The sequence below is a fragment of the Winogradskyella marincola genome (assembly GCF_029624125.1).
GTDB lineage: Bacteria > Bacteroidota > Bacteroidia > Flavobacteriales > Flavobacteriaceae > Winogradskyella > Winogradskyella marincola.
The window spans coordinates 287,816-312,006 of sequence record NZ_JARSBN010000004.1 but is presented as its reverse complement, the minus strand read 5'-3'; the positions used below and the strand labels follow the sequence as shown (position 1 = coordinate 312,006).

Genomic DNA, 24,191 nt, shown 5'->3' with positions numbered 1-24,191 from the left:
ATTTTGGATGTTTAAGTGTAATAAATTTTAAAAACAGACATAAAAAAAAGCCTTAGAATCTCTAAGGCTTTTGGTGTAATAAAGTTTGAATTTATTCCTCTTGGTCAGAACCTACACTAGAGTTAAGTCTTGCAGGTTTAACAGAGCTATCATGCGATTGGTAGTACTCTTCTAGAAGATTCATCAAGGCTGTTAAAAGGTCTTTAGTTTCGAGTAATAAACTGAAATAAAGTGTCGTGTTTTTTGGGCTCGATTCTTCGCTTCTTGTGCGCTCTACTTGCTTTTGTATTTTGTCTTTTACTAAATCAAACATTTCTGTTTTGCCTTCTAAAATAGCACCAATCTGTTCAAAAGATCTAGATTCAAAAGCGGTTTGCGTGTTAGCAAATAATTTTTCTAGTTTTTTGTCTAAGTCCTTAAGCTCTTTAACCTGACTAAATTTTAGTTTTTTGTGGTTATTGTTAATGTGCTTATGGCTTGCCTTAGAAATGTAGTCTAAAGACTGTGTCATATCTTGTAAATGACCAAGTATGTTAATGTAGAAGTTACTTGCAGCAACACTTGGCTCATCTAGATTTCTAATAAAGTAGAAAATATTATCCTTAAGATCGTCAATTTCTGTAGATAGTTTATCTATTTGTCTTCTGTTCTTTTTTAGAAGTTTTAAATCTTGTACGGCCAAACCGTTTATGGCAGAGGTATAGATTCTATTGCCACGTTTTATAACATTGGCAATGTTAGATGCACTTTCATGAATAACACCTTGTGTAGAGCTGCTTTCTGCTTTTTCTAACTGATCTTCTTCTCGCATTATTTTAGAGCTCTTGCGATGTGCCATGTAGCTTCTTAATAATAGCATAACTGCTAAAACTAATAAACCAGACAGTGCGTAACCTTCGCCATGGTATAAAATAAAAGCCATTATAGCAGCAGCAACAAAAGCACTAAATGCGGTAAAAAACCAACCGCCAATTACGTTAAGCACACCAGCAACTCTATATACAGCACTTTCGCTTCCCCAAGCTCTATCTGCTAGAGAGGTTCCCATGGCTACCATAAAAGTAACATAGGTAGTAGAAAGTGGTAATTTCATAGAGGTAGCAATAGAGATAAGAACAGATGCTACCATTAAATTTACGGCAGCTCTTACCAAATCAAAAGCAGGTCTGTCTTGTTCTTTTACAACAACATTAGGTTTTATAAATTTCTTCTCTGACCAGTTTTTGTATGCAGTAGGAAGAATTCTATTTACACTTTCGTTAAGACCAATTGTAAGTCTTACAATATTTCTAGATAAATAGTTTGGTTCAAAACGTTCTTTCACTTCGTCTTGTCTTGATAGATCTACAGAGGTTTTTACCACAGCTTTAGCCTTACTAGAAAACCATAAAGTAAGTACCATTATAAGACCTGCAATTAGAAGCAGGTAAGAGTTTGTAGGTACTTTTCCTGCAAGTCCATGCATTCTGTATTCTGATGGTAAAACACCAGTAGCCTGAAAGGCTTCATACCATTTTTGAAAAGAATCATAACCAGCAATAGGTACACCTATAAAGTTAACCAAGTCATTTCCAGCAAAAGCCACAGCTAAAGCAAAAGTTCCTACAATAATGATTATAGTATAAATCTTAGCATTAAACAATTGAATTGCCAGCATAGAGAGAATTGTAAACACTAAAAAGCTTATACCTATGAAGGTAAAAGGATTTGTGCCTAAAAACTCTTGAGCAGAAGGTGGTATAAAGGCTGCGTTTTTTAGACCCTTAACGATAATAAAATACATTATTGACGTTACGGCAAATCCACTAAAAACAGCGCTGTACCAATTTGGTTTTTCTTCAAACTTAAATGACAATAGTAGACGCGATACATACTGAATGACAGCACCTATTGTAAAAGCAACAACGACCGAGAGCAGTATGCCAAGTATAATTTCAATAGCTTTCTCATTATTAATATAGTTGCTTAAATCTATTATAGACTTAGAACTATCTGAATAAATCTTGATAAGTGCTACTGCAACCGATGCTCCAAGTAATTCAAATACAATTGAAACCGTAGTAGAAGTCGGTAATCCCATTGTGTTGAAGAAGTCTAGAAGAAGAATGTCTGTTAGCATCACAGCCATAAAAATGACCATGATTTCGTTGAACATAAATTCGCCAGGATTAAATATACCTTTTCTAGCAACCTCCATCATTCCACTAGAGGTCATTGCTCCAACAGCAACACCAATACTGGCAACAATCATTATGGTTTTGAAAGAAACGGCTTTAGAGCCTATGGCAGAATTTAAGAAGTTTACAGCATCATTACTTACACCAACAACTAAGTCTGCAACAGCCAAAAATGCTAATGCAGCTAGCATATAGATATATAGGTTTTCCATTTAAAAGAGTAACTATAATTGTACGCAAATTTCTTCTTTTAATTTCAACGTAATGTTACCTAAATGTTATGATATGCAATGAGATTTAAAAAAATAAAGAATTGTTTTTCTTGTAAACGCAGTAAATTTATTAAAGTAGGCTAATGTTATCAAATTTTAATTTTTCAATGAATTGATATTCAGTCAAATGCATCTTCAATGTTAACTTAATGTTATGTAATAGTTGTTTAAATGTAAATAAAATGTTATGTTTGTAATGTAATTATTAATTAAAGCCCAAATGAATATGAGAAATTTAGTAATTGTTCTTATGATGTTGAGCGTAGCATTCTCTTATGCTCAAAACGATAACGAACCAAAGTTAGAAAAGAAAGGCGACTTAACTTACGCTACATATTATCATGATAATGGTGAAATAAGTCAAACAGGTACATTTAATGCTGATGGTAAAGTTCATGGCGAATGGAAAAGTTACGATGCAGAAGGAAATAAATTAGCATTAGGAAATTATGAAGATGGTAAAAAAGTTGGAAAATGGTTTTTCTGGCAAGATGAATCTTTAAAAGAAGTAGATTTTATTGATTCTAAAATTGTAAGTGTTAACCAATGGGATAGCAAAACAAAGGTTGCTATTAACAACTAGTCTTTATCAATACTTAAAATAAAAAAAGCGCTCTAAATGTTAGAGCGCTTTTTTTATTACAATAAATTTTAATTGTCTTAGAACTTAAAAGTATAACCCAGCGAAAATTCTGTGCCTGGATTTCTTAAAGAGAAAACTTGATTGTCAGTTCCGTAAGATACATAGTCGCTCTGACGCTCATCTCCTAATATGTTGCTAACTTTTACATCTATAGAAGAACGTTTGTTCTCGCCAAAAGATTTATTAAAAGTTAAGTTTAAACTATTAAAAGGTTGTGCATATACATCTGGTACTAGGCCTATACCTACAACGTCTAGTGTTTCTCCTTGTACGTTGTAAAATAAACCTGCCTGTAGACCAATGTCTGAGTTGTTATAATCAAAACCAACATTAACTACGTAAGGCGCTTGCCCTTGCATATCTCTTTCTCTGTCTATAGTTTCGCCATTTCTAGCTGCTAATTGTCTACTGTTATATTCATCTTCACCCATAGTTAATCTAGACTCGGTAACAGTAACATTAGTAACAAGACGTAAGTTGTTAAGGCCTTCAGAAATAAAACCTAAACGTTGTCTAACTTCAAACTCAGCACCAAATACTTGTGCATCACCAAGGTTACCAACAGTAATTTGGCTTGGAGCTTGTTGAAAGAATGCTTGTTCTATAGGATCTTTAAAGTCTTTATAAAAACCACTCACAGCAAACATTTGACCGCTTTCACCAAAAAACTCGTAACGCATATCAAAGTTGTTTACGTAAGTAGGAACTAAGTTAATGTTACCAATAAATAATCGGTTTGTAATAGGATCAAAAATCTGAGCAACAGAAGCTTCTTTAAATGAAGGACGAGCTGTTGTTCTACCATAAGAAGCTCTTAAGTTAGATTTATCGTTTAATGCATAAATTAAGTTAGCAGAAGGGAAAAAATCAACTTCATCTAAAATGCTAGTTCTGTCAAAAGTAGTAGAGTTATCTTGACCTGTGTAGTAAGAATTAAAAGCTTCAGCTCTAACACCTACAACAGATTTTAAACTTTCAGATAAATTAAACTCAGCAGATACATAAGTAGCAGCAATATGTTGCTCACCTTCGTATGCGTCATTAGGGTTAAAAGTATCTATAGAAATTAAATACGTTCCGTTATCTGTATCTGGTGTCCAGATGTTATTTGGGTTTAATAACTGGTTAACATCACCTCCGGCAATAAAAGAATCATCCCCTTGAATGTTAAACGTGTAATCATCTGTACTAAAATCTCTAAACTTGTAAGTGTAAGCACCACCAAATTTAATTTTAGCAGGACGACTAAACATCTCTACCGTTTTATCAAAATCTACTTTACCAGCCCAGTTTTCTTCAATTAAGTTTCTCCATAATTGAATAGGGAATGTAGCAGCAGAAGGACTTACAAAAAATTCTCCGTTGTCAGCTCTCTGTAGAGGTGTAATTCTGTGTGCCTTATCCATAACCTTAGAAAAGGTAGGAGATAACTTCCATTCCATATTAAAAGCATTGTCTTCTGTCATGCTGTTTAATCTGTGCTTACCAGTTAAAAGCAAATTAGTAATAGAACGCTCTGTGTATGTAATAGAACTTTTGGTTAATGGCTCTAAACCACCACCAACACCATCTTGAGATATGGTTTGGTTAAAGAAACCTGCAGCAGATTCACCATTTTGAATATGTAGTAAGTTTGCTTTAATTTTAGATTTGTCAGTCTTATAGGTTAAGCCTAACATTCCGTTAAGGATAACATTGTTAATACCTTCAGAACCTCTAGATGCTAATGTAAAGTTTAAGTCATTATCAGATGGGTCAGAATTGTTCTTAATATAACCACCATCTTGTCTGTCTTCATAAAACGTTGTTTCGTTTTTGTAAGAAAATGAAGCCTGATAACCTAATTTGTCATCACCAACGTTGTACTGATTACCTAGAGTAAATCCTAAGTCATAGTTCATTCCGCTGGTAGTTTGTTGACCTGCAAGTTCGCTTAAGAATCTGCTGGTTAATGTTGTTAACAACAATTTATTGTCAAAAGTACCAGGAATTTGTTGGTATCTGTTTATTGGTAAATTTCTTGTACCATCATCGTAACCAAAGAAATCTGTATCGCTTCCTTCAGACTTAATATATTGATCGTTAAAGTGCATGTCAGGATTGTAGCCACCACCTAATGAGATAGAATATTCTTCTTTACTAGGAAAATCTTTGGTAACAATATCAACTAAACCACCAGTAAAGTCTGCAGGATATTCTGCTGAAGCTGATTTTACAACAATAACATTATCAATGATGTTGGTAGGAAATAAATCCATTTGAATGGTATTACGATCTGGATCTAAACCAGGAATGTCAATACCATTTAATGTGGTTTTTGTATAACGGTCACCTAAACCACGAACAAAAACGTATTTGTCTCCTTGAATAGAAACACCAGGAACACTCTTTACAGCTGCAGCAACATTGCTGGCACCTGTGCTTTTTATAGCTTGAGACGATAAACCGTCTAAAACAACTGCTGATTTCTTTTGCAGGTTTAATACTGCACTTTCAGTATTTCTTTTTGTGGTAGTAGTAATGACAACCGTGTCTAAAGAATTGGTTTCCATTAAAACATCTAAAGCAAACACTTCATTGTTTTTTACAACTACGTCTGAGATTTCTTTAGTAGCATACCCAACAAAAGAAAAGACTAATGTGTAGGTACCTTCTTCTAACTCTAGCTCATATTTTCCATCAAAATCGGTAGTAACACCTTTTGATGTACCTTTTACTAAAATATTAGCAAAGGCCATTGGCTCATTAAATTCACCATCAATTACAGTTCCGCTTACTTTTCCTTGCGAAAAAGCTGCAGTTGTAGCTGAGAAAAATAAAACAAGAGCTAAGACTTTTAAAATATGTTTCATTATATTTTGTTATTAATCCAATGCCTAACTAGTAGGCATTGGATTTATTTTTTATGAATGGAAAAAAGTGTTTATTAGAATCCTAAACCACCAACTACATTAGAGTAGGTCCAGCTTAAGTTAGAGGTATTAGCTCCAACAGTTTGAGATCCTTCTGTTACTGCAGTTGCAGTAGATCCAAATCCAGATACAGTAACTGTTTCTGCATTGTTTACAAAGATATCTGTAACGTTAGTTACTCCTGTAGGTAAAACAATTTCCCAAGGACCAAAAGTTAAGTCACCATTGTTGTAGTTTGTAGCAACACCGTCGTTGTCTAACTCAACATCTTTACCTGCAGGGAAACCATAAGCATAAACATTTTCAGTAAGACCTTGTGCGTTACTTCTGTAATCTGCATACTCACCATTTGAAGTTACATTGTTACCAACGATTGTAACGTTTCTTAAAGTAAATGCACCGTTTGCAGTTCCTTCAGGACCGTCAATTTCAAAAGCATGGTCAGAAATGTCACCTAATACAACAACTGCATTATCAATAGTACCAGCATAAGCTTGGTCAATATCAAGAGCGTCATCACCTTGAGCCCAAACTAATAAGTTAGAAGCGTTACAAGTACCTCCAAAGAATTCTACACCATCATCAACGTTTCCAACAACTTCGATGTTATCAATTACAGTACCACTACCAACACCTCCTAAAGTAAGACCGTTGATTTCGTTACCTTCACCAATTAAAGCACCACCATGACGGATAGAGATGTATCTTAAGCTTCCAGAGCTGTCATCAGCAACTGTACCACCATAAAGACCAAAAGTATCATCTGCAGGAATACCTTCAATTTGAGCTTCAGGAATATCTCCTGAGAAAGAACAAGGTGCATTACCTAATACGATTAAACCTCCCCAAAGACCTCTATCATTTTCGTCTAAGTTAGTACCAGCAGTTTCACCACAAGTAATGTTGTCTGCAGAAGAAGTGAAGATAATTGGTTCGTTTGCAGTACCATTAGCATTAATAGTAGCGCCTCTAGCTATAATTAAAGCAGAAGCTAAAGAACCAGTACCAGAAGAACCTTTGATGATTGTTCCTGGATTAATTGTTAAAGTTGCACCTGCAGGTACAACAACCTTTTGGTTTAATTGGTAAATGTTGTCGTTTGTCCAAACAGTACCATCAGCAATTTCACCAGTTACAGCAATTACAGGACATTCGTCATCTGAACCACCACCTGGGTTTTGAATTATTGTAGTCTCCTCTATTATTATAGGAGTATCATCATCTTTAAAACAGCTAGTAAATACTACTGTTGAAGCTACTAACGCGGTTAAAAGTAATTTTTTCATTGAGTTAAATTTTAATAAACAATTTTGGTTTTTATTGTGATGCAAAGAAAATGGGATAATCTCTCGAAGAGGTTACTCAATGATTAAAGTTTTGTGACCAAAAAGTTAGTTAAAGGTTAGTTTAATATTAAGCGAATTAGTAATAAGGATACAATTTCTTAACATTAAAAAAGATGATAATAGAAAGTCGTTTTCTAAATAATTATATATCAATTTATTTATCTTGCATTTTTTATTAGAATATATGAAATGAGCCATTGCAGTAAAGTTTACACTACAATTCTATAATGGCAAAATTCTACCTTACAGCTTTAACAATAAATATTTACAGATGAACTGGGAGCAACTATTATCCTTAAGACGCTTTGGAGATGAAAATAAAAGATTAAGAAAAGAACAAGACGAAACACGTGTTGGCTTTGAAGTAGATTATGACCGTATTATATTTTCTTCAGAATTTAGAAGTCTGCAAGATAAAACTCAAGTAGTACCTCTTTCTAAAACAGATTTTGTTCATACTAGGTTAACACATAGCTTAGAAGTAAGTGTGGTTGGGCGCTCTTTAGGGAGGCAAGTAGGCAGATTGTTATTAGAAAAACATCCGCATTTAGAAAATGTACATGGTTATAAGATTAACGATTTTGGAGCTATAGTGGCCGCAGCTGCTTTAGCACATGATATAGGTAACCCACCATTTGGTCATTCTGGCGAAAAAGCAATAGGCTCATATTTTAAAAACGGAAATGGTGCAGATTTCAAATCTAATCTAACAGATAAAGAATATCAGGACCTGTGTGATTTTGAGGGTAATGCTAACGGATTCAAAATATTAACAGAAAGTAGAGCTGGAAGAATAGGTGGTCTGCGATTAAGTTATGCTACTCTTGGCGCTTTTATGAAATACCCAAAAGAATCGTTACCTAAAAAACCAACAAGGCATACAGTTGATAAAAAATATGGCTTTTTTCAAAGTGAAAAAGATATGTTTAAAGAGGTTGCCTCAGATCTGGGATTAATATCACGAAGTGAAACAGACCTAAGTTATAACAGGCATCCATTAGCATACTTGGTAGAGGCTGCTGATGATATTTGTTATACTATTATAGATTTTGAGGATGGAATCAATCTAGGATTAATAGAAGAGGATTATGCATTAGAATACTTAATAAAACTTGTAAAAGGCAGAATAATAACCAAAAATTATAATGCATTAAAAACCACAGAAGACAGAGTTAGCTATCTGAGAGCATTGGCAATTAGTACTTTAATTGATGAAGCAGCATCAATTTTTATGAAGCATGAAGCAGATATTTTAGATGGAAAATTTGAAACTGCACTTTTGGATGTGAGTCAATATAAAGCTCAGATAAAAGATATTATAGATTTAAGTATAAAGAAAGTTTACAGATCTAAAGAGGTTTTAAACAAAGAGATTGCTGGTTACGAAATCTTAAATCAGTTATTAAATGCTTACGGAAGCTTAGCGTATAATGTGTATGACGATAGTTTATCTAACTATGATAAATTACTGAAAAACCTTTTGCCAGAAACGGTTTACTTATCTAACGAATCATTGTATAATAATCTACTTTCTGTGTGTTTATTTATTTCAAAATTATCTGATACTAATGCAATGTTATTGCATAAAAAGCTGAAAGGGAATATCTTATAAAGTGCGTTTCATCGAATAATTTTGTTTTTTAACGATATGTTATTTTAATTTATTTCATAATTAGCATCCAAAAAAAACCTACTTATGAGAAATAATATACTCGGAGGCTTAGTCATTTTTGTAGTAGTACTGACTTGCCTATTAATGCTAGACGATATTTCTAATGTTCAACAACAAGAAGTAAAAAAAGATACAGTACAGATTGAACAGATAGAAGGAAAAACAGATTTAGCTGTTGTTGAGGATAGAGAGTAGTTGTTCTATTTTCTTTGTAATTGAAGCAGAATCCAGCTGTTGTAATTGTTGCAATTGTAACACTGAGCCATGCTCAATAAATTTATCTTCAATGCCTAAAACCTCAATATGATGTTTGTAGCTGTGTGTATTTGCAAACGCTAAAATAGCACTTCCAAAACCACCTACAATGGTGCCATCTTCTATGGTAACAATGGTTTTGTGTGTTTTAAAAATTCCGTGCAATAATGTTTCGTCAAGAGGTTTTACAAATTGCATGTCATAATGCGAAATATCTAAATCTACAATAGCATTTTCAACATGTTTTGCCATAGTTCCAATTGATAATATGGCTATTTTTTTACCCTTTTTAAGACATTCTCCTTTACCAATTTCAATGGTTTTGTAAGGTTGTTTCCAATCTAAAAGATGACCTCTGCCACGTGGATATCGTATGGCAATTGGAAAATCAATTCCTAACTGAACAGTATACATAATATTGCGTAATGCTACAGCATCTCTTGGTGCAAAAATTACCAAATTAGGTACACAATTAAGGTAAGCCAAATCAAAAACACCATGGTGTGTTGCTCCATCTTCGCCTACTAAGCCAGCTCTGTCTAAGCAAAATACTACAGGTAAATTTTGCAAAGCTACATCATGTATAATTTGGTCATAAGCACGTTGCAAAAAGGTAGAGTAGATGTTACAAAATGGAATTAACCCTTGTGTTGCCATACCTGCTGCTAGAGTAACGGCATGTTGCTCTGCAATACCTACATCAAAAGCACGATCAGGAAATATTTCCATCATGTATTTTAAAGAGCTTCCAGTTGGCATGGCTGGTGTAATACCAATAATATTTTCGTTCTTTTTGGCCAATTCAACAATGGTTTCGCCAAAAACATCTTGATATTTCGGTGGCTCAAGAGTATTTGATTTTGTAATAAGTTCACCTGTTTTTGCATTAAACTTACCAGGTGCATGGTATTTTACTTGGTCTTCTTCGGCTTGCTTTAAGCCTTTACCTTTTGTGGTAATTACGTGCAAAAACTTTGGTCCTTTTACTGTTTTTAATCGTTCTAGTTCAGAAATTAGCAACGGTAAATCATGACCATCTATTGGACCAGAGTAATTAAAATTTAAGGCTTCAAAAATGTTATCTTGTTTTTGTGTGCCTTTTTTTACATTGGTTAAATATTGTTTTAGCGCACCAACACTTGGGTCTATACCAATAGCATTATCATTAAGAATAACCAATAGGTTAGCATCTGTAACTCCAGCATGGTTAAGACCTTCAAAAGCCATTCCGCTTGCAATAGAAGCATCACCAATAACCGCAATATGATGCTTATTTTCATCTTTAAGTTGTGATGCAATAGCCATACCTAAAGCTGCAGAAATTGAAGTTGAAGAGTGTCCAACGCCAAAGGTGTCATAATCACTTTCACTTCGTTTTGGAAAACCGCTAATACCATTAAGTTGTCTGTTGGTTTCAAAACGATCTTTTCTTCCGGTTAAAATTTTATGACCATAAGCTTGGTGCCCAACATCCCAAATAAGTAAATCTTCAGGTGTGTTAAAGGTGTAATGCAGTGCAATAGTCAATTCTATAACACCTAAACTAGCGCCAAGATGGCCTTCTTTTGTAGCCACAACGTTGATGATAAACTCACGTAATTCTTTAGCCACTTGAGGTAAATCCTCAGCTTTGAGTTGACGTAAGTCTTCGGGCAGGTTTATATGTCTTAAAAGTGAATTTTGCACCAAGCAAAAATACAAGTTTTCTAGTCTTCAATTACAAAAGTTATAGGCAGATTATGGACCATAGAAATTGCCTTACCTCTTTGGTTTCCTGGTTTAAATTTTGGTAATAAATTTATAACGCGTTTTGCTTCTGCTTCAAAAAGAGGATGTGGAGCTCTTACTTTTATGTTTTCTACTTCTCCGGTTTCGTTAATGGTGAACTGAGTGAATATTCTTTGTTTGCCTTTTAAGCCAGTACTGTCTCCAATATTTTGATTGAAGTTTTCCTTTACGATTTCTTGTATGCGATCTGAAAAGTAAGTTTTCTTTTCTTCGGCAGTTAATTGTTTTGGTGTGTCCAAGAATTCTGGTGGTTGCTCAATGATAAATAGTCCAACGATTATATCATTGTCTTTTTTAGAATTATTGCATTGTGTTGAAATTTCACCTTCTAAAGTATTTATCTCATTTGGGTCAATAACTTCTATATCATTTAAGGCAATATCAGTTGTGTCACTTGGTTGTACCACAATATCTCCTAAAGTTTCAGTAATCATCATACCTTCAATTTGAGGAACCTTTATTTCAGTTTTTGAAGATTTATCTTTCTTAATAAGTGAGTCTTGTTGTATCTCTTTTTTCTCATTGTTGTTGAGTAACGTATCAATAACTTTTGTCTTAGTCTCTACAACTTCTATACTTTCAATTTTCTTTTTTTGTCCATTTTCATCTTCACAACTAAACAATGTCATTCCCATAGAAATTAAAAGCGCCAACAGAAACAAACGATGAAAACTCTGATTTTGGTGAATGACAGCTTCAGGAATTCTTAAGTTAATACTATCCAATTGACTTTGTTTTATATGGCCACAAATGCGTTGGTCTTTGTTGTTGTGCAAGTAATCCTGAATAGCATCAGGACTCATTTTTGTAAAATCTACAACGGTTTTAGTGCACGATTTACAAAATCGACCTTTTTCGTTTGGTGTCATTTTAGACCAGTCTTCATGGCATGGTTTTGGGATAGAGATAGAGTAGTGTGACTTCATATATTTAAGTTTTAAGAAAGCTTAGGTTTTATCAATTAATTAAATTATTGGAACAATCACTACATATTAAATGCCCATTATGGGTTATCGTAATTAATAGCATACAATTATTCCATCAAAATTCTTGCCGTAATAGAATTTAATGATTTTTGAAATCGTATTTTTACAATAATGATAAAGCCATTTGACGATACATATTACATGAAAAAAGCGCTTCAGGAGGCTGAGGTTGCTTATGAAAAAGGCGAAATTCCTGTCGGAGCTGTTGTTGTGGTAGAAGATAGAATTATAGCCAGAACGCATAATCTTACAGAGTTGCTAAATGATGTTACAGCACATGCAGAAATGCAGGCGATAACTTCTGCAGCTAACTTTTTAGGTGGAAAATATTTAACCAAATGTACATTGTACGTAACGTTAGAGCCTTGCCAAATGTGTGCTGGTGCATTGTACTGGAGCCAGATTGCAAAAATAGTTTACGGAGCCTCAGACGAACAACGTGGTTTTACAGCTATGGGAACCAAATTGCATCCTAAAACCAAAGTTGTAAGTGGTGTTTTAGCAGAAGAAGCTTCAGAATTGATGAAGCGATTTTTTATTGAAAAACGAAATTTGAATTGAAAAAGCATCTTTACTTATTATTTTTACTAGTTATATTTTTTTGTTGTGAAAAAAAGCAAGTTGATTCTGGATTTATTATAGATGAAAACATAAAAGAAGAGGTTAATTCTAAAATCTCTAAATCCGAGTTAGGAAATCCTTTTGAGTCTCTGTTTTTAGTTTATGATAATTTATTTTTAGCAGATTATTTTGAGAAAGATTCAATAACATTTTCTAGTAGAAGCAAACAAAAACAAATGCTTTTTAGGTCATTCTACTATAAAAAGAATGATACCATTACTATTGATGGAGCATTTGGTTTATTCGGTGGCTTTGGATTTTCATTAAAAGTTTTAGAAGATAAAGTGATTTTATATCATTTACTGGCAGGTGACGATTTTCCAACATATTCTAAAACAAAAGATGGTCAATTAGAGTTTAGAATAGAAGTGCCTTGTACAGAGACAAAAGTTATTTTATCTAAAATCCCAGAAGTTAAAGAAGACGAGGTTATTTATGGTGTGGTAGAATTTAAGAGTGATGTGTATTATAAAGCAAAGTACATTGACAGTGAAGGAGAATCTAATGATAGAGAGGAGAATCAGGTAGCAATGAAAATTTATTTTAAATCAAAATATTTTGATTTTGATAAACCTATAGATTATAAAAATGAAAATATTATAGAAGAATAAGCATTATGTTAAACAAGATTTTTGTCACACTAGTATTACTATTTGTTTTTAACTGCAAATCCACAGAGAATCAAGCGAAAATGGCTAAAGAAGATATAGTTCTTATAGGAAAGGGTAATCTGCATGGCTCAGGATCAGAAGGTATTGAAAAACAAAATTTAGTCATTACCTCTTCAGAAGAATGGCAGGATTTGCTTAATAAAATAAACTCAGTTAATAAGGTTTCCGATAGTTTTTCAGAAACAGATATAGACTTCTCTAAATATACAGTTGTTGCTGTTTTTGATGATATTAGGGAATCTGGAGGCTATAGTCTAAGTCTCGCTTTTCAGGAGACAACAGATAAAGTTTTGGTTGAAGTTTTAAGAAAAACACCAGATGGTATAGCCACTTCGGTTATCACTCAACCATATTATATTGTAAAATTGCCTAAGCGTAATCTGCCAATTATTTTTAAATAAAAAAACGCCCAACCATAGGTTGAGCGTTGAACTAAAAATAAAGTATATCTCTTAAAGAACGCTTACGTTTGCAGCAACCATTCCTTTTCTGCCTTCTTCTTCTGTGTACTCTACATTGTCACCTTCGCGTAATTCTACGCCATTAAGGTTTGATACGTGAACGAAAATGTCTTTTCCCGTTTCGTCGTTGGTAATGAATCCAAATCCTTTTGAATCATTGAAAAATTTAACTGTTCCAGTCATTGTAAATAAATAAAAATTAAAACACAAATGTAATGTATTAACTAACACATAAGGTTAATAAATCGTTTTATTTTAAAATATTGAAAATTAATAAGTTACTTAGTGCTTGTTTTCTCTTTGGTTTTTGCGCATTTTCTCAAGGTTTTCCTTGGTTAGCATGTAGTCTTTGGCGTCTTTTCCTTTCCATCTGTAATAAGAAAATAATGGAAAAACAACCAAAAATAAACCCAATACTCCAAAGCCTATGAGTTTTTCGGTGTAGTCAACCTCTAAAATTAATCCGCAAACAATGCTACCTAAAGAGGCTAAAAAAGCTATAAGTGTGATAATGTGAATAGGTTTCATCATTTTAAAAATTCTATGAGGTAAAATTAATCAATTCGCGACGGTAAGCTGTTAAAAGCTTAGATTTTGAAACAAAACCATAATATTTATGGTCTCTAATTACAGGTAAATTCCAGGCTTTTGAGCGTTGAAATTTCTTCATTACTTTTTCCATGGAATCCTCTTCATAGTAGATGATTTCTGGTGGTTTTTGCATAAAGGTTTCAACTGTAGTTGAGTTATAAAGAGTTTGGTCAAACATTACAGACCTTATATTGTCTAGTAAAATGATGCCTATAAAGTTCTTTTCATCATCAGTAACAGGAAACAAATTTCGGTTAGATTTAGAAACTCCATTTTTCAACATTTCACCCAGTGTCATGTCTGGATGTAATTCAACAAAATTTTGCTCAATAACCGAATCGAGTTTCATTAAGGTAAGAACGCTTTTATCTTTATTCTGAGTAAGAAGCGCACCTTTTTCTAATAATTCTTTAGTGTAAATAGTATGGTCTAAACCATTTTTATTGATGATAAAAGACATAGAAGCTGTTATCATTAAAGGTACAAACAATTGATAACCACCTGTAATTTCTGCAATTAAGAAAATGGCAGTTAACGGAGCATGCAGCACACCTGCAATAAGACCAGCCATACCAATTAATGTAAAATTAGCTTCAGACACATTAAAACCTAAACCACAGTTATTAATAACTTTGGCAACTACATTTCCTAAGGCACTTCCCATCACTAGGGTCGGAATTATAATTCCACCAGTCCCACCAGCTGCAAATGTTGTGGTCATGGCAATGGCTTTAAAAATGGTAATGCCAAATAAAAGTCCGATAACAATCCAGATATTGTCTAAGTGCGAATCAAAAGGTGTATTGCCTAAGGCTTCAATATCGTTACCAATTAAAAGGTTGTTGATGAATCCAAAACCTTCACCATAAAGTGGTGGAATAAAAAAGAGCATAACACCAATTGCTAAACCACCAACAATTAATTTTTGTCTGGCGGATTTAAACCGATTAAATATTGACGTAACTCCGAAGTAAATTTTTGAAAAATAGATAGAAGCAACTCCAGTTCCTATTCCTAAAAGGATGTAAAAAAGTGTATCCTTAATTACAAACTTGTCTGAAACGCTAAACTCAAATAAGACACTATCTCCAAGAAAAAAGTAGGATGTAATTACGGAGGATACTGAAGCCATCAATAAAGGTAGGAGTGAAGCGAACGTTAGGTCTAGACTAAAGACTTCAATAGCAAAAATAATTGCAGCAATTGGCGATTTAAAAATAGAAGCAATTGCACCTGCTGCTGCACAGGCAATTAATAAACTTCTGGTTTTTCTATCGATATGCAATAGTCTGCTAAAGTTAGAACTTAATGCCGAAGCCGAAGCAATAGCTGGTCCTAACAAACCAACCGAACCACCAAAACCTACAGTTAATGGTGCTGTGATTAAAGGGTAGTATATCTTTTTCTTATTTATAATGCCATCTCTTTTAGATAAGGCAAAAAGAATGGAAGGAATGGCATGTTCGCTTGGTTGCTTTGAAATGTATTTTACAAACAAGTAAACCAAAAACAAACCAACAATTGGTAAAATAAAATAGATGCTGTTTTCTGAAAGTATAATACCTTTTTCAAAAATTGCTTCAATAGCAAAGGTGATGTTTTTAATGAAAACTGAAATCAATCCAGCTAATAAACCAATGATAAGACTTAATACAAAAACAAAGTTCTTTTCAGAGACATGTTTGTATCTCCAAATGAGTAATTGCTTTAAAAAGTTGGACTTAGTTGGCATACTTTAAATCTAACAAAAAATCCTGCAAGAAGCAGGATTTAATATTTATGATTTTAAATTCAATTTTAAATTGAGTTCCTGCAATTGTTCATCATCAATTGGTGCAGGTGCATCTATCATTACATCTCTACCAGAATTGTTTTTTGGGAAAGCAATGAAATCTCTAATCGTTTCTTGTCCACCTAAAATAGCAACAAGTCTATCGAGACCAAAAGCAATACCACCATGTGGAGGTGCACCATATTCAAAAGCATCCATTAAGAAACCAAACTGCGCTCTAGCTTCTTCTTCAGAGAATCCTAAGTGTTTTAGCATAATCGCTTGTGTTGCTTTATCGTGAATACGAATAGAACCACCACCAATTTCGTTACCATTTAAAACTAAATCGTAAGCGTTAGCCTTAACCTCGCCTGGTTTAGAATCTAATAATTCTAACTGTCCTGGTTTTGGAGACGTAAATGGATGGTGCATCGCGTGGTAGCGCTCAGTATCTTCATCCCATTCTAAAAGTGGGAAATCCATAACCCAAAGTGGTGCAAATTCATCTGACTTACGTAAGCCAAGACGTTCTGCTAATTCCATACGTAAAGCACTTAATTGCGCTCTCACTTTATTAGTGTTTCCTGAAAGCACACAGATTAAATCACCAGCTTTTGCTCCAGTAACTTCTGCCCATTTTGCTAAATCATCTTGATCATAAAACTTATCTACAGAAGATTTAAAAGTGCCATCTTCATTGCAACGACAATACACCATACCTAAAGCACCAACTTGCGGACGCTTTACCCAATCAATAAGTTTGTCTATCTCTTTTCTGGTATATGAATTTCCGCCAGGTACTGCGATACCAACAACCAATTCTGCTGAATTGAATACATTGAAATCTTTATGTTTTGCAACGTCATTTAACTCGCCAAACTCCATTCCAAATCTAATGTCTGGTTTGTCGTTACCATACAGACGCATTGCGTCATCGTATAGCATTCTTGGGAATTTATCAACGTCAACACCATTAATTTCTTTAAGTAAATGACGTGTTAATCCTTCAAACGTATTTAAAATATCTTCTTGTTCTACAAACGCCATTTCACAGTCTATTTGTGTAAACTCTGGCTGACGGTCTGCACGAAGATCCTCATCTCTAAAACATTTTACAATCTGAAAATATTTGTCCATGCCACCAACCATAAGCAACTGCTTAAAGGTTTGTGGAGATTGTGGTAAAGCGTAAAACTGACCTTCGTTCATACGAGAAGGTACTACAAAATCACGAGCACCTTCTGGTGTAGATTTTATTAAATATGGAGTTTCAACTTCAATAAAGCCATCGTTAGAAAGATAATTTCTAACAGCTTGAGCTACTTTGTGTCTAAAAACTAAACTGTTTTTTACAGGATTACGACGAATATCTAAGTAACGATATTTCATGCGCAAATCATCTCCACCATCAGTTTCATCTTCAATAGTAAATGGTGGCGTTTTTGAACCATTAAGCACATTTAATTCTGAAACTAAAATCTCAACGTCACCTGTAGGAATATTAGGGTTTTTAGAGGTACGCTCTTGTACTTTTCCTTTGACCTGAATTACAAATTCGCGTCCTAATTTTTGAGCCGTTTCCATAAGTGCTTTGGCGCTTTGATCTTCATCAAAGTAAAGCTGTGTTATACCATAACGGTCTCTAAGATCTACATAGATCATAAAACCTTTATCTCTAACTCCTTGTACCCAACCAGCAAGTGTAACTTCTATGTTGCTATGAGTGGCTCTTAATTCTCCACAATTGTGACTTCTATACATATTCAAAAATTAAATGAGATTCATCTTTGCAATTGCTTGCGATGAATGCGGTTGCAAATTTAATCAACTTAAAGGATAAAAAAATAAAAAGCCTCAACAATTGTTGAGGCTTTTCTGCTATTAATCAAACCTTATAATTAATATTTTAAGGTTGTTTTTTTTGAATAGAAAACTTTTAATGTTGAGGCTCTATTCTTTTATCTAAATTGAATGGCTCTTGCAAATCCGTTTCAGTTTCAGTATTGACAACACGGTCTTTGTGCATCCACATTTTTAATCTTACACTTAGGTAAAATAAAATAGGTACTACAATAAGAGTTAAGAATGTTGCAATTAAAAGCCCATAAATTACGGTCCAAGCTAATGGTCCCCAAAATACCACGTTATCACCTCCCATATAAATATTAGCATCAAATTCTGAAGCCAGCGTAAAGAAGTTAATATTTAGTCCTATTGCAAGCGGAATTAAACCTAAAATTGTAGTAATAGCTGTAAGTAATACAGGTCTAAGACGAGCTTTTCCGGCTTTAACGATACTCTCGAACAAGTGTTCTTTAGATAAGTATTGATCTTCATCTAGATCGAGCTCATTTTTCTTTCTATCGATAAGAAGTTGTGCATAATCTAGTAGTACCACACCATTGTTTACTACAATTCCGGCAAGCGAAATAATACCTACCATGGTCATCATAATAACGAAAGCACTTCCGGAAACTACAATACCTCCAAATACACCAATAAAACTCAAGAAAATCGCAAGCATAATAATTGCTGGTTTTGAAATAGAGTTAAACTGGAAAATTAAAATGAAGAATATCAAAGCAAGACCAGTAAAAAATGCACCCATTAAAAATGCCATTTGCTTGTTTTGCTCTTCTATCTGTCCTGTATAATCAATTTTGATACCTTCAGGAAGCCCTTTGTAGCTTTTCATTTCATTTTGAATCTGGTTTACAATAGCACCAGCATCTGTATAACCAGGAGCTAAGGCAGAGTAAACGGTTACCACACGCTTAGTGTCTTTGTGCTTTATGGCACTAAAACCAGAATTGTTTTTCTGTTTTGCAACGGCAGATAATGGTATTTCTTTTATCTTACCAGTATTGTCTCTAAATGTAATATTCTGATTGAAAAGTGCACTAGTGTTATATCTATTGTCTTTGTTGAATCTTACGTAGATGTCAAAATCATCACCATCTTCTTTATAAATACCAGCTTTGGCACCAAAAATAGAGTTACGTAATTGATCTCCAATTTGCTTAGCACTAACACCTAGTTCACCAGCCTTTTCTCTGTCAACTTCAACAATCATTGAAGGCTTGTCTTTGTTAACATCAATTTTAAGCTCATCGATACCAGCAATGTTTTTAGAGTTGATAAACTCTCTCATTTTTTCTGCAGTAACAATAAGTTCATCATAATCATTACCTTCAATTTCAATATTGATAGGAGAACCAGCAGGTGGTCCATTAGCATCTTTTTCAACAGAAATTAAAACACCAGGATAAATACCAACCAGAGCTTCCTGAACTTTTTGGCGTAAGAGCTCACTATCTTCTCCACGACGATATTTGTACTCGCGCATAGAAGCTGTAATTTTAGCTTTGTGCGGCATTTCTGCAGCAGAACCACCATCGGTTTGTGGATTACCTGCTCCTTCACCAACCTGAGATACTGCGCTTTCTACAAGAAAGTTTCTGTCTCCATCCATATATTTACTGTCGTTAATAACAGCATATACACGTTTTTCAATCTGTTTAGTGATTGCATTTGTTTTTTCGATGGCTGTACCTTCAGGATATTCTATGTAGACAATAATTTGATTTGGTTTATTGTCTGGAAAAAATTCTACTTTAGTTCGCTGTGTTCCGAGAGAGATTCCAAAAGCAATAAAAGCTGCAATAAGTAATAAAAATGTACCAATACTTAAAACGTAAGGCTTCTTTTTAGAAAGTGCCCAACGTAATTGACGCTCGTACCAACCTTCTAGTTTTACTAAAGCTTTATTTTGAAAACTATTGGCCCAGTTTCTTATAAATAACCTGTAAGCCCAAAGCATTATTGCTGTAAAAATCATTATTGTACCAAGACCTCTGTAAGCACCACCAATAAGAAGAATAATTAAGCCAATAACAGCTACAATAATGGTGGTTTTAATAATCTGTTTTAGAGGCATGTCTTTATCTTCGGTCGTCATATAGCGCGATACTAATACCGAGTTAAAGAAAATTGCTACGAATAACGAAGATCCTAAAACAATGGATAAGGTTATAGGCAGAATTTTCATGAATTCTCCCATAATTCCTGGCCATAGACCAAGTGGTACAAAGGCAGCAACCGTTGTTAATGTTGAAATTATAATAGGAAAAGCAATCTCGCCAATTCCTTTTTTAGCGGCTTCTATGCGACTCATACCTTCCTCGTCCATAAGTCGGTATACGTTTTCAACAACTACAATTCCGTTATCCACCAGCATACCAAGACCCATAATAAGCCCAAATAGCACCATAGTATTTAAACTATAGCCAATAAGGTTAAGAATCATAAGCGACATAAACATAGACATTGGTATTGCAAAACCAACGAATAGAGCATTCTTAAATCCTAAGAAGAACATTAATACCGTTACAACAAGGATAACACCAAAGATGATGTTGTTTACTAAGTCGTCAACCTGACCAATAGTTACAGAGGATTGGTCGTTGGTAATGGTTACTTCTAAATCTTGAGGAAACTCATTGTCAATAGCATCTTGTACTATTACTTGAATTTGCTCAGCAGCTGCAACCATGTTTTTTCCTGCACGTTTCTTAACATCTAGCATTACTACAGGCTCACCAGACTTACGAGCAAAAGTAGTTTTGTCTTCTTCTTTAAAAGCTACAGTTGCAACATCTTTGAGGTAAATAGCATTACCATTTTCAGATTTAACAACAAAATTTTCAAGCTCTGATGGTTTTTCTATTTCACCAATAACTCTAATAGTTCTACGTTGTCCACTGGCTTTAAGGTTACCAGCAGATTGCGTAAGATTACCATTAGCAATTGCTCCAATAATATCGCTAAAAGTTACTTTAGCAGCCATCATTTTGTAGATATCTACAGCAACTTCAACCTCTTTTTCTTGAGCACCTCTGATGTCTGCTTTTTTGATTTCTTGTATATCTTCAATTTCATCTTGAAGGTATTCTGCAAAATCCTTAAGTTTTTCAATAGGATAATCACCAGAGATATTAATGTTTAGAATAGGCATTTCTTCAGAAAGACTTAATTCAAACACGTCTGGTTCTACTTTAGCTCCATTAAAAGTTGGCCAATCTTCACTGGCTGTTTCTGTGTCTACTTCGTCTTTTACTTTTTGTTTTGCTTGGTCTACAGTAATGCCTTCGTCAAACTCAATCATAAGCATACCATAATCTTCTGTAGCTGTTGAGGTGATTTCTACTTTATTGCTGACAGTATTTAAGCGGTCTTCTAAAGGGTTAAGGATTAGCTTTTCAATATCTTCTGCAGTGTTTCCAGGGAAAACTGTGCTAATGTAGATTTTGGTTTCGTTAACCTCAGGGAAATTTTCTCTTGGCATACTGAAAAATGCAGATATACCTACATAGAAAAACACTAAGATTAGAACATACATCGTGGTTTTATTATTAATAGCCCACGATGATAAGCCAAACTCTTTGTCTGTATTTTTCTTCTTTTTATTTGCCATTACCTTCTTCTTTATAGTTGATTACTTCTACAGATTGTCCGTCTCTAACACTACGTGCACCTTCTTTTATAATCTCTGATCCTGTTTCTAAGCCGCCAACAACTTCTATAACATCTCCTTGGGTTTTGCCAGTTTCTATAATTACACGTTTTGCGCTACCGATACCTTTTCCGTTTTTATCTGTAACCACGTAAACGTATTGCTCGCCTTCTGCATTTTCTGAAATTACACTTTGAGGAATAAGAATGGCTTTTTCATTTGTGTAATCGTTGATTTTTAATTTTGCAGTAAGATTTGGTTTTATAGCCTTGTCTTTGTTAGGAATTTCAATTTCTACTTTAAACGTTCTGTTAGCAGGATTGATAACATCGCCTGCCTGACGAATTTTTGTGTCTATCTTTTTGCCCAAAACAGGAAGCTCTACAACGACATCTTTACCAATTACCACATCGCTAACATAGCGCTCTGGTACTTCGGTTTCTATGTACATGTTGTTAAGGTTAACAATTTGCATTAATTCTGTCTGTCCTGCAGCAACTACATTACCTTGTTCTGATATAACGTCATCAATAGTCCCAGAAAATGGTGCTTTTACAACAGTTTTTGCAATTTGTTGTTGCATGTGGTTAACTGCTTTTTCTTGAGACTCGTAAGAAGATTTAGCTTGTAAAAACTGAATTTCGCTACCTATATTTTGATCCCAAAGACGTTTTTGGCGTTCGTAAGTTGTCTTTGCTAAATCTGCTTGGATTTTTAATTGAGATAATTGTTGACCTAAACCTCCGTCATCAATTTTTGCAAGAATTTGTCCTTTGCTAACACGTTGTCCTTCTTTTACATAGACGTGAGTTAAGATGCCATTAGTTTCTGGAGTAATAACTAATAGGTCTTTAGTTGTAACATTTCCTTGAAGCTCTAATACGTGTTTAAACTCTTCAGTCTTAGCAGTAATAGTTGTTATTAACGGTACATGCTGTACAGTGTCTAACGTGGCGATTTTTTCATCTAGTAATTTTATCTTTTCATTAATGGCATCTTGCTCATTAACTAATTCTCCACGTTTTTTTCGTATCGTTTCTAGATTATTGCTTTCTAAAACTTTTTCTACGGAATTCTTTTTTTGCTCTCCACATGAAGCTAAAAGAACTGTTAAGAATAGGATTGAATATATTTTCTTCATAATTCTTTTCTTTTTTTGACTGATTTATTTTGGTGATATAGTGTTTAATGCTGTTTCTAGCTCTGCTTTATTGTTTATAACATCTAGCATGGCTTGTAATAATTCTTGCTGAGCTGTATATAATTGTGTTTGTGCTTGGCGTAACTCAAAACTTGAGCCAATACCTTCAAAAAACTTTGTTTGGTTTTTGCTTTCTATACGTTCTGCCAGTTTAAGGTTTTCTTGCTTGTTTTGATAGTCCTCTACGGCAAATTGGTAATTGCTTTTTGCAGTTTCAATTTGTAGCTTAATGCGTTGCTCTGTTTCGGTAAGTTCGTCTTTAGATTTTTCAAGATTTATTTTTGCACGCTGTGTTGCGGCACTTCTTTTACCAGAGCTAAAAATTGGAATATCCAGATTAAAACCAAAAGCAGAGAAGCCTGCCCAACTTTGCTCTTTGTCTAAAAATGTAAACTCGTCACTAAAGCCTAAATAACCACCATTAAGATATGCGCTTAGGGTAGGTAATGCTTTGCTTTTTTCTAATTTTAGTAAGAGTTCTTTAGATTTGGTGTCGTTTTCAGCAATTTTATAATCTACAGTTGCGGTAACATCATTGTCTAATTCTAAGTCCTCCAGAGAAATATTCTTTTGGGTTAGTTGTTCTAAATCTTCAGATAGTGTGATTTTAGCTGCGTAGTCTATGCCCAGAGTTATGTTAAACATTTGGTATGCAATACCTCTTAGTCTTATAGAGTTGTTAAGATTACTCTTTAAGTTAGATAAGGTTATTTGCAATTGTTCAACACTTTCTTCTTCTTCTAGTCCGTTTTCATAGATTTTAGTAGTTTCATCAAGGTTTTTTTCTAAAACTTCTATGTTTTTCTCTAAAATAAGTACGCTTTCTTCAGAAAGTAATACATTTCCGTAAGCATTGATTACGCTTTTTCTTACCTCTAAATCTGTTTTTTCTTTAGCGTTTTTTGAAATTTCTAAAAACACTTTAGCAGACTGAAGGCCTACCAAATAAGAACCATCAAACACCAATTGATTTAGTGTTGCAGTAGCATTAACATTTTGCTTGGTACCAAAAACAACTTCAGCAAAATCACCTTCTTGCCCACCAAAAAATTCGGCAGGTACTAAGGATACTTGTTGTTTTAGATTGTTTTGATAACTCGCATTAGCACTTAGTTGAGGTAAACCTGTTGCAGTGGTTTCCCATTTTTGTTTTTTAGCAGCATCAATGTCTCTTGCTGCATTTTTAGCTTGCCTGTTATTTTCAAGAGCGTAATCTATAGCTTCTTGTAATGTGAAACTGGTAGGTTGCTCTTGAGAAATACCAACAGCGCTTGCTAATAAGCATGTAATTAGTATGAGTGTCTTTCTCATG

The 24,191-nt window shown here is 34.0% G+C and carries 18 protein-coding genes; 6 read left to right on the top strand and 12 right to left on the bottom strand.

The window, feature by feature from the left end; genetic code table 11:
* Positions 1–91 precede the first annotated feature (91 nt).
* Complete coding sequence (locus P7122_RS09235; RefSeq protein WP_278005501.1) at positions 92–2,389, bottom strand: inorganic phosphate transporter; 2,298 nt, start codon at positions 2,387–2,389, stop codon at positions 92–94.
* A 286-nt stretch (positions 2,390–2,675) separates the two neighbouring features.
* Here P7122_RS09235 and P7122_RS09230 point away from each other — a divergent pair, with 286 nt between their 5' ends.
* Entirely contained in the window at positions 2,676–3,032 is a 357-nt protein-coding gene (locus tag P7122_RS09230) for a toxin-antitoxin system YwqK family antitoxin (RefSeq protein ID WP_278005500.1), read from the top strand.
* Positions 3,033–3,109: 77 nt separating this feature from the next.
* Here P7122_RS09230 and P7122_RS09225 read toward each other — a convergent pair whose 3' ends face one another.
* Both P7122_RS09225 and P7122_RS09220 read right to left on the bottom strand, forming a co-directional pair.
* Positions 3,110–5,944 (bottom strand): TonB-dependent receptor, encoded by a 2,835-nt coding sequence (locus P7122_RS09225; protein ID WP_278005499.1) that lies wholly within the window; start codon positions 5,942–5,944, stop codon positions 3,110–3,112.
* Between the two features lie 74 nt (positions 5,945–6,018).
* On the bottom strand, positions 6,019–7,290 hold the full coding sequence (locus P7122_RS09220; RefSeq protein WP_278005498.1) for a beta-helix domain-containing protein: 1,272 nt from the start codon (positions 7,288–7,290) through the stop codon (positions 6,019–6,021).
* Between the two features lie 331 nt (positions 7,291–7,621).
* Here P7122_RS09220 and P7122_RS09215 point away from each other — a divergent pair, with 331 nt between their 5' ends.
* Together P7122_RS09215 and P7122_RS09210 are read left to right on the top strand one after the other, a co-directional pair.
* Positions 7,622–8,962: a deoxyguanosinetriphosphate triphosphohydrolase gene (locus P7122_RS09215; protein ID WP_278005497.1), complete on the top strand. Its 1,341-nt coding sequence runs from the start codon at positions 7,622–7,624 to the stop codon at positions 8,960–8,962.
* Positions 8,963–9,046: 84 nt separating this feature from the next.
* Positions 9,047–9,217 (top strand): hypothetical protein, encoded by a 171-nt coding sequence (locus P7122_RS09210; RefSeq protein WP_278005496.1) that lies wholly within the window; start codon positions 9,047–9,049, stop codon positions 9,215–9,217.
* Here P7122_RS09210 and P7122_RS09205 read toward each other — a convergent pair.
* Positions 9,191–10,963: a 1-deoxy-D-xylulose-5-phosphate synthase gene (locus tag P7122_RS09205; protein WP_278005495.1), complete on the bottom strand. Its 1,773-nt coding sequence runs from the start codon at positions 10,961–10,963 to the stop codon at positions 9,191–9,193. The two genes, P7122_RS09210 and P7122_RS09205, sit on opposite strands and share 27 nt — an antisense overlap.
* Positions 10,964–10,983: 20 nt before the next feature.
* A complete protein-coding gene (locus P7122_RS09200; RefSeq protein WP_278005494.1) occupies positions 10,984–11,991 on the bottom strand; it encodes an energy transducer TonB in 1,008 nt (335 codons plus the stop codon).
* Between the two features lie 171 nt (positions 11,992–12,162).
* Between P7122_RS09200 and P7122_RS09195 the strand changes: the two genes are divergently transcribed.
* From P7122_RS09195 to P7122_RS09185, 3 genes are all read left to right on the top strand, one after another.
* A complete protein-coding gene (locus P7122_RS09195) occupies positions 12,163–12,612 on the top strand; it encodes a nucleoside deaminase (RefSeq protein ID WP_278005493.1) in 450 nt (149 codons plus the stop codon).
* On the top strand, positions 12,609–13,283 hold the full coding sequence (locus tag P7122_RS09190) for a hypothetical protein (RefSeq protein ID WP_278005492.1): 675 nt from the start codon (positions 12,609–12,611) through the stop codon (positions 13,281–13,283). The genes P7122_RS09195 and P7122_RS09190 overlap by 4 nt, the downstream gene beginning before the upstream one ends.
* Before the next feature lie 80 nt (positions 13,284–13,363).
* Entirely contained in the window at positions 13,364–13,744 is a 381-nt protein-coding gene (locus P7122_RS09185; protein ID WP_278005491.1) for a protease complex subunit PrcB family protein, read from the top strand.
* A 51-nt stretch (positions 13,745–13,795) separates the two neighbouring features.
* Here the strand turns inward: P7122_RS09185 and P7122_RS09180 are convergent, their stop codons facing one another.
* From P7122_RS09180 to P7122_RS09150, 7 genes are all read right to left on the bottom strand, one after another.
* A complete protein-coding gene (locus P7122_RS09180; RefSeq protein ID WP_275949857.1) occupies positions 13,796–13,987 on the bottom strand; it encodes a cold-shock protein in 192 nt (63 codons plus the stop codon).
* Positions 13,988–14,086: 99 nt separating this feature from the next.
* A complete protein-coding gene (locus P7122_RS09175) occupies positions 14,087–14,335 on the bottom strand; it encodes a hypothetical protein (RefSeq protein ID WP_347402813.1) in 249 nt (82 codons plus the stop codon).
* Between the two features lie 10 nt (positions 14,336–14,345).
* Positions 14,346–16,127 carry a chloride channel protein gene (locus P7122_RS09170; protein WP_278005490.1) on the bottom strand — a complete coding sequence of 594 codons (1,782 nt, stop codon included), beginning with the start codon at positions 16,125–16,127 and terminating at the stop codon, positions 14,346–14,348.
* Positions 16,128–16,172: 45 nt separating this feature from the next.
* Positions 16,173–17,927 carry an aspartate--tRNA ligase gene (aspS, locus tag P7122_RS09165; protein WP_278005489.1) on the bottom strand — a complete coding sequence of 585 codons (1,755 nt, stop codon included), beginning with the start codon at positions 17,925–17,927 and terminating at the stop codon, positions 16,173–16,175.
* Between the two features lie 175 nt (positions 17,928–18,102).
* The gene (locus P7122_RS09160) at positions 18,103–21,639 is read right to left on the bottom strand and encodes an efflux RND transporter permease subunit (RefSeq protein WP_278005488.1); all 3,537 of its coding nucleotides are present in this window, start codon (positions 21,637–21,639) and stop codon (positions 18,103–18,105) included.
* A complete protein-coding gene (locus tag P7122_RS09155) occupies positions 21,629–22,819 on the bottom strand; it encodes an efflux RND transporter periplasmic adaptor subunit (protein WP_278005487.1) in 1,191 nt (396 codons plus the stop codon). Before P7122_RS09155 ends, P7122_RS09160 begins: the two co-directional genes overlap by 11 nt.
* 24 nt (positions 22,820–22,843) lie before the next feature.
* Entirely contained in the window at positions 22,844–24,190 is a 1,347-nt protein-coding gene (locus P7122_RS09150; protein ID WP_278005486.1) for a TolC family protein, read from the bottom strand.
* Position 24,191: the final 1 nt, after the last annotated feature.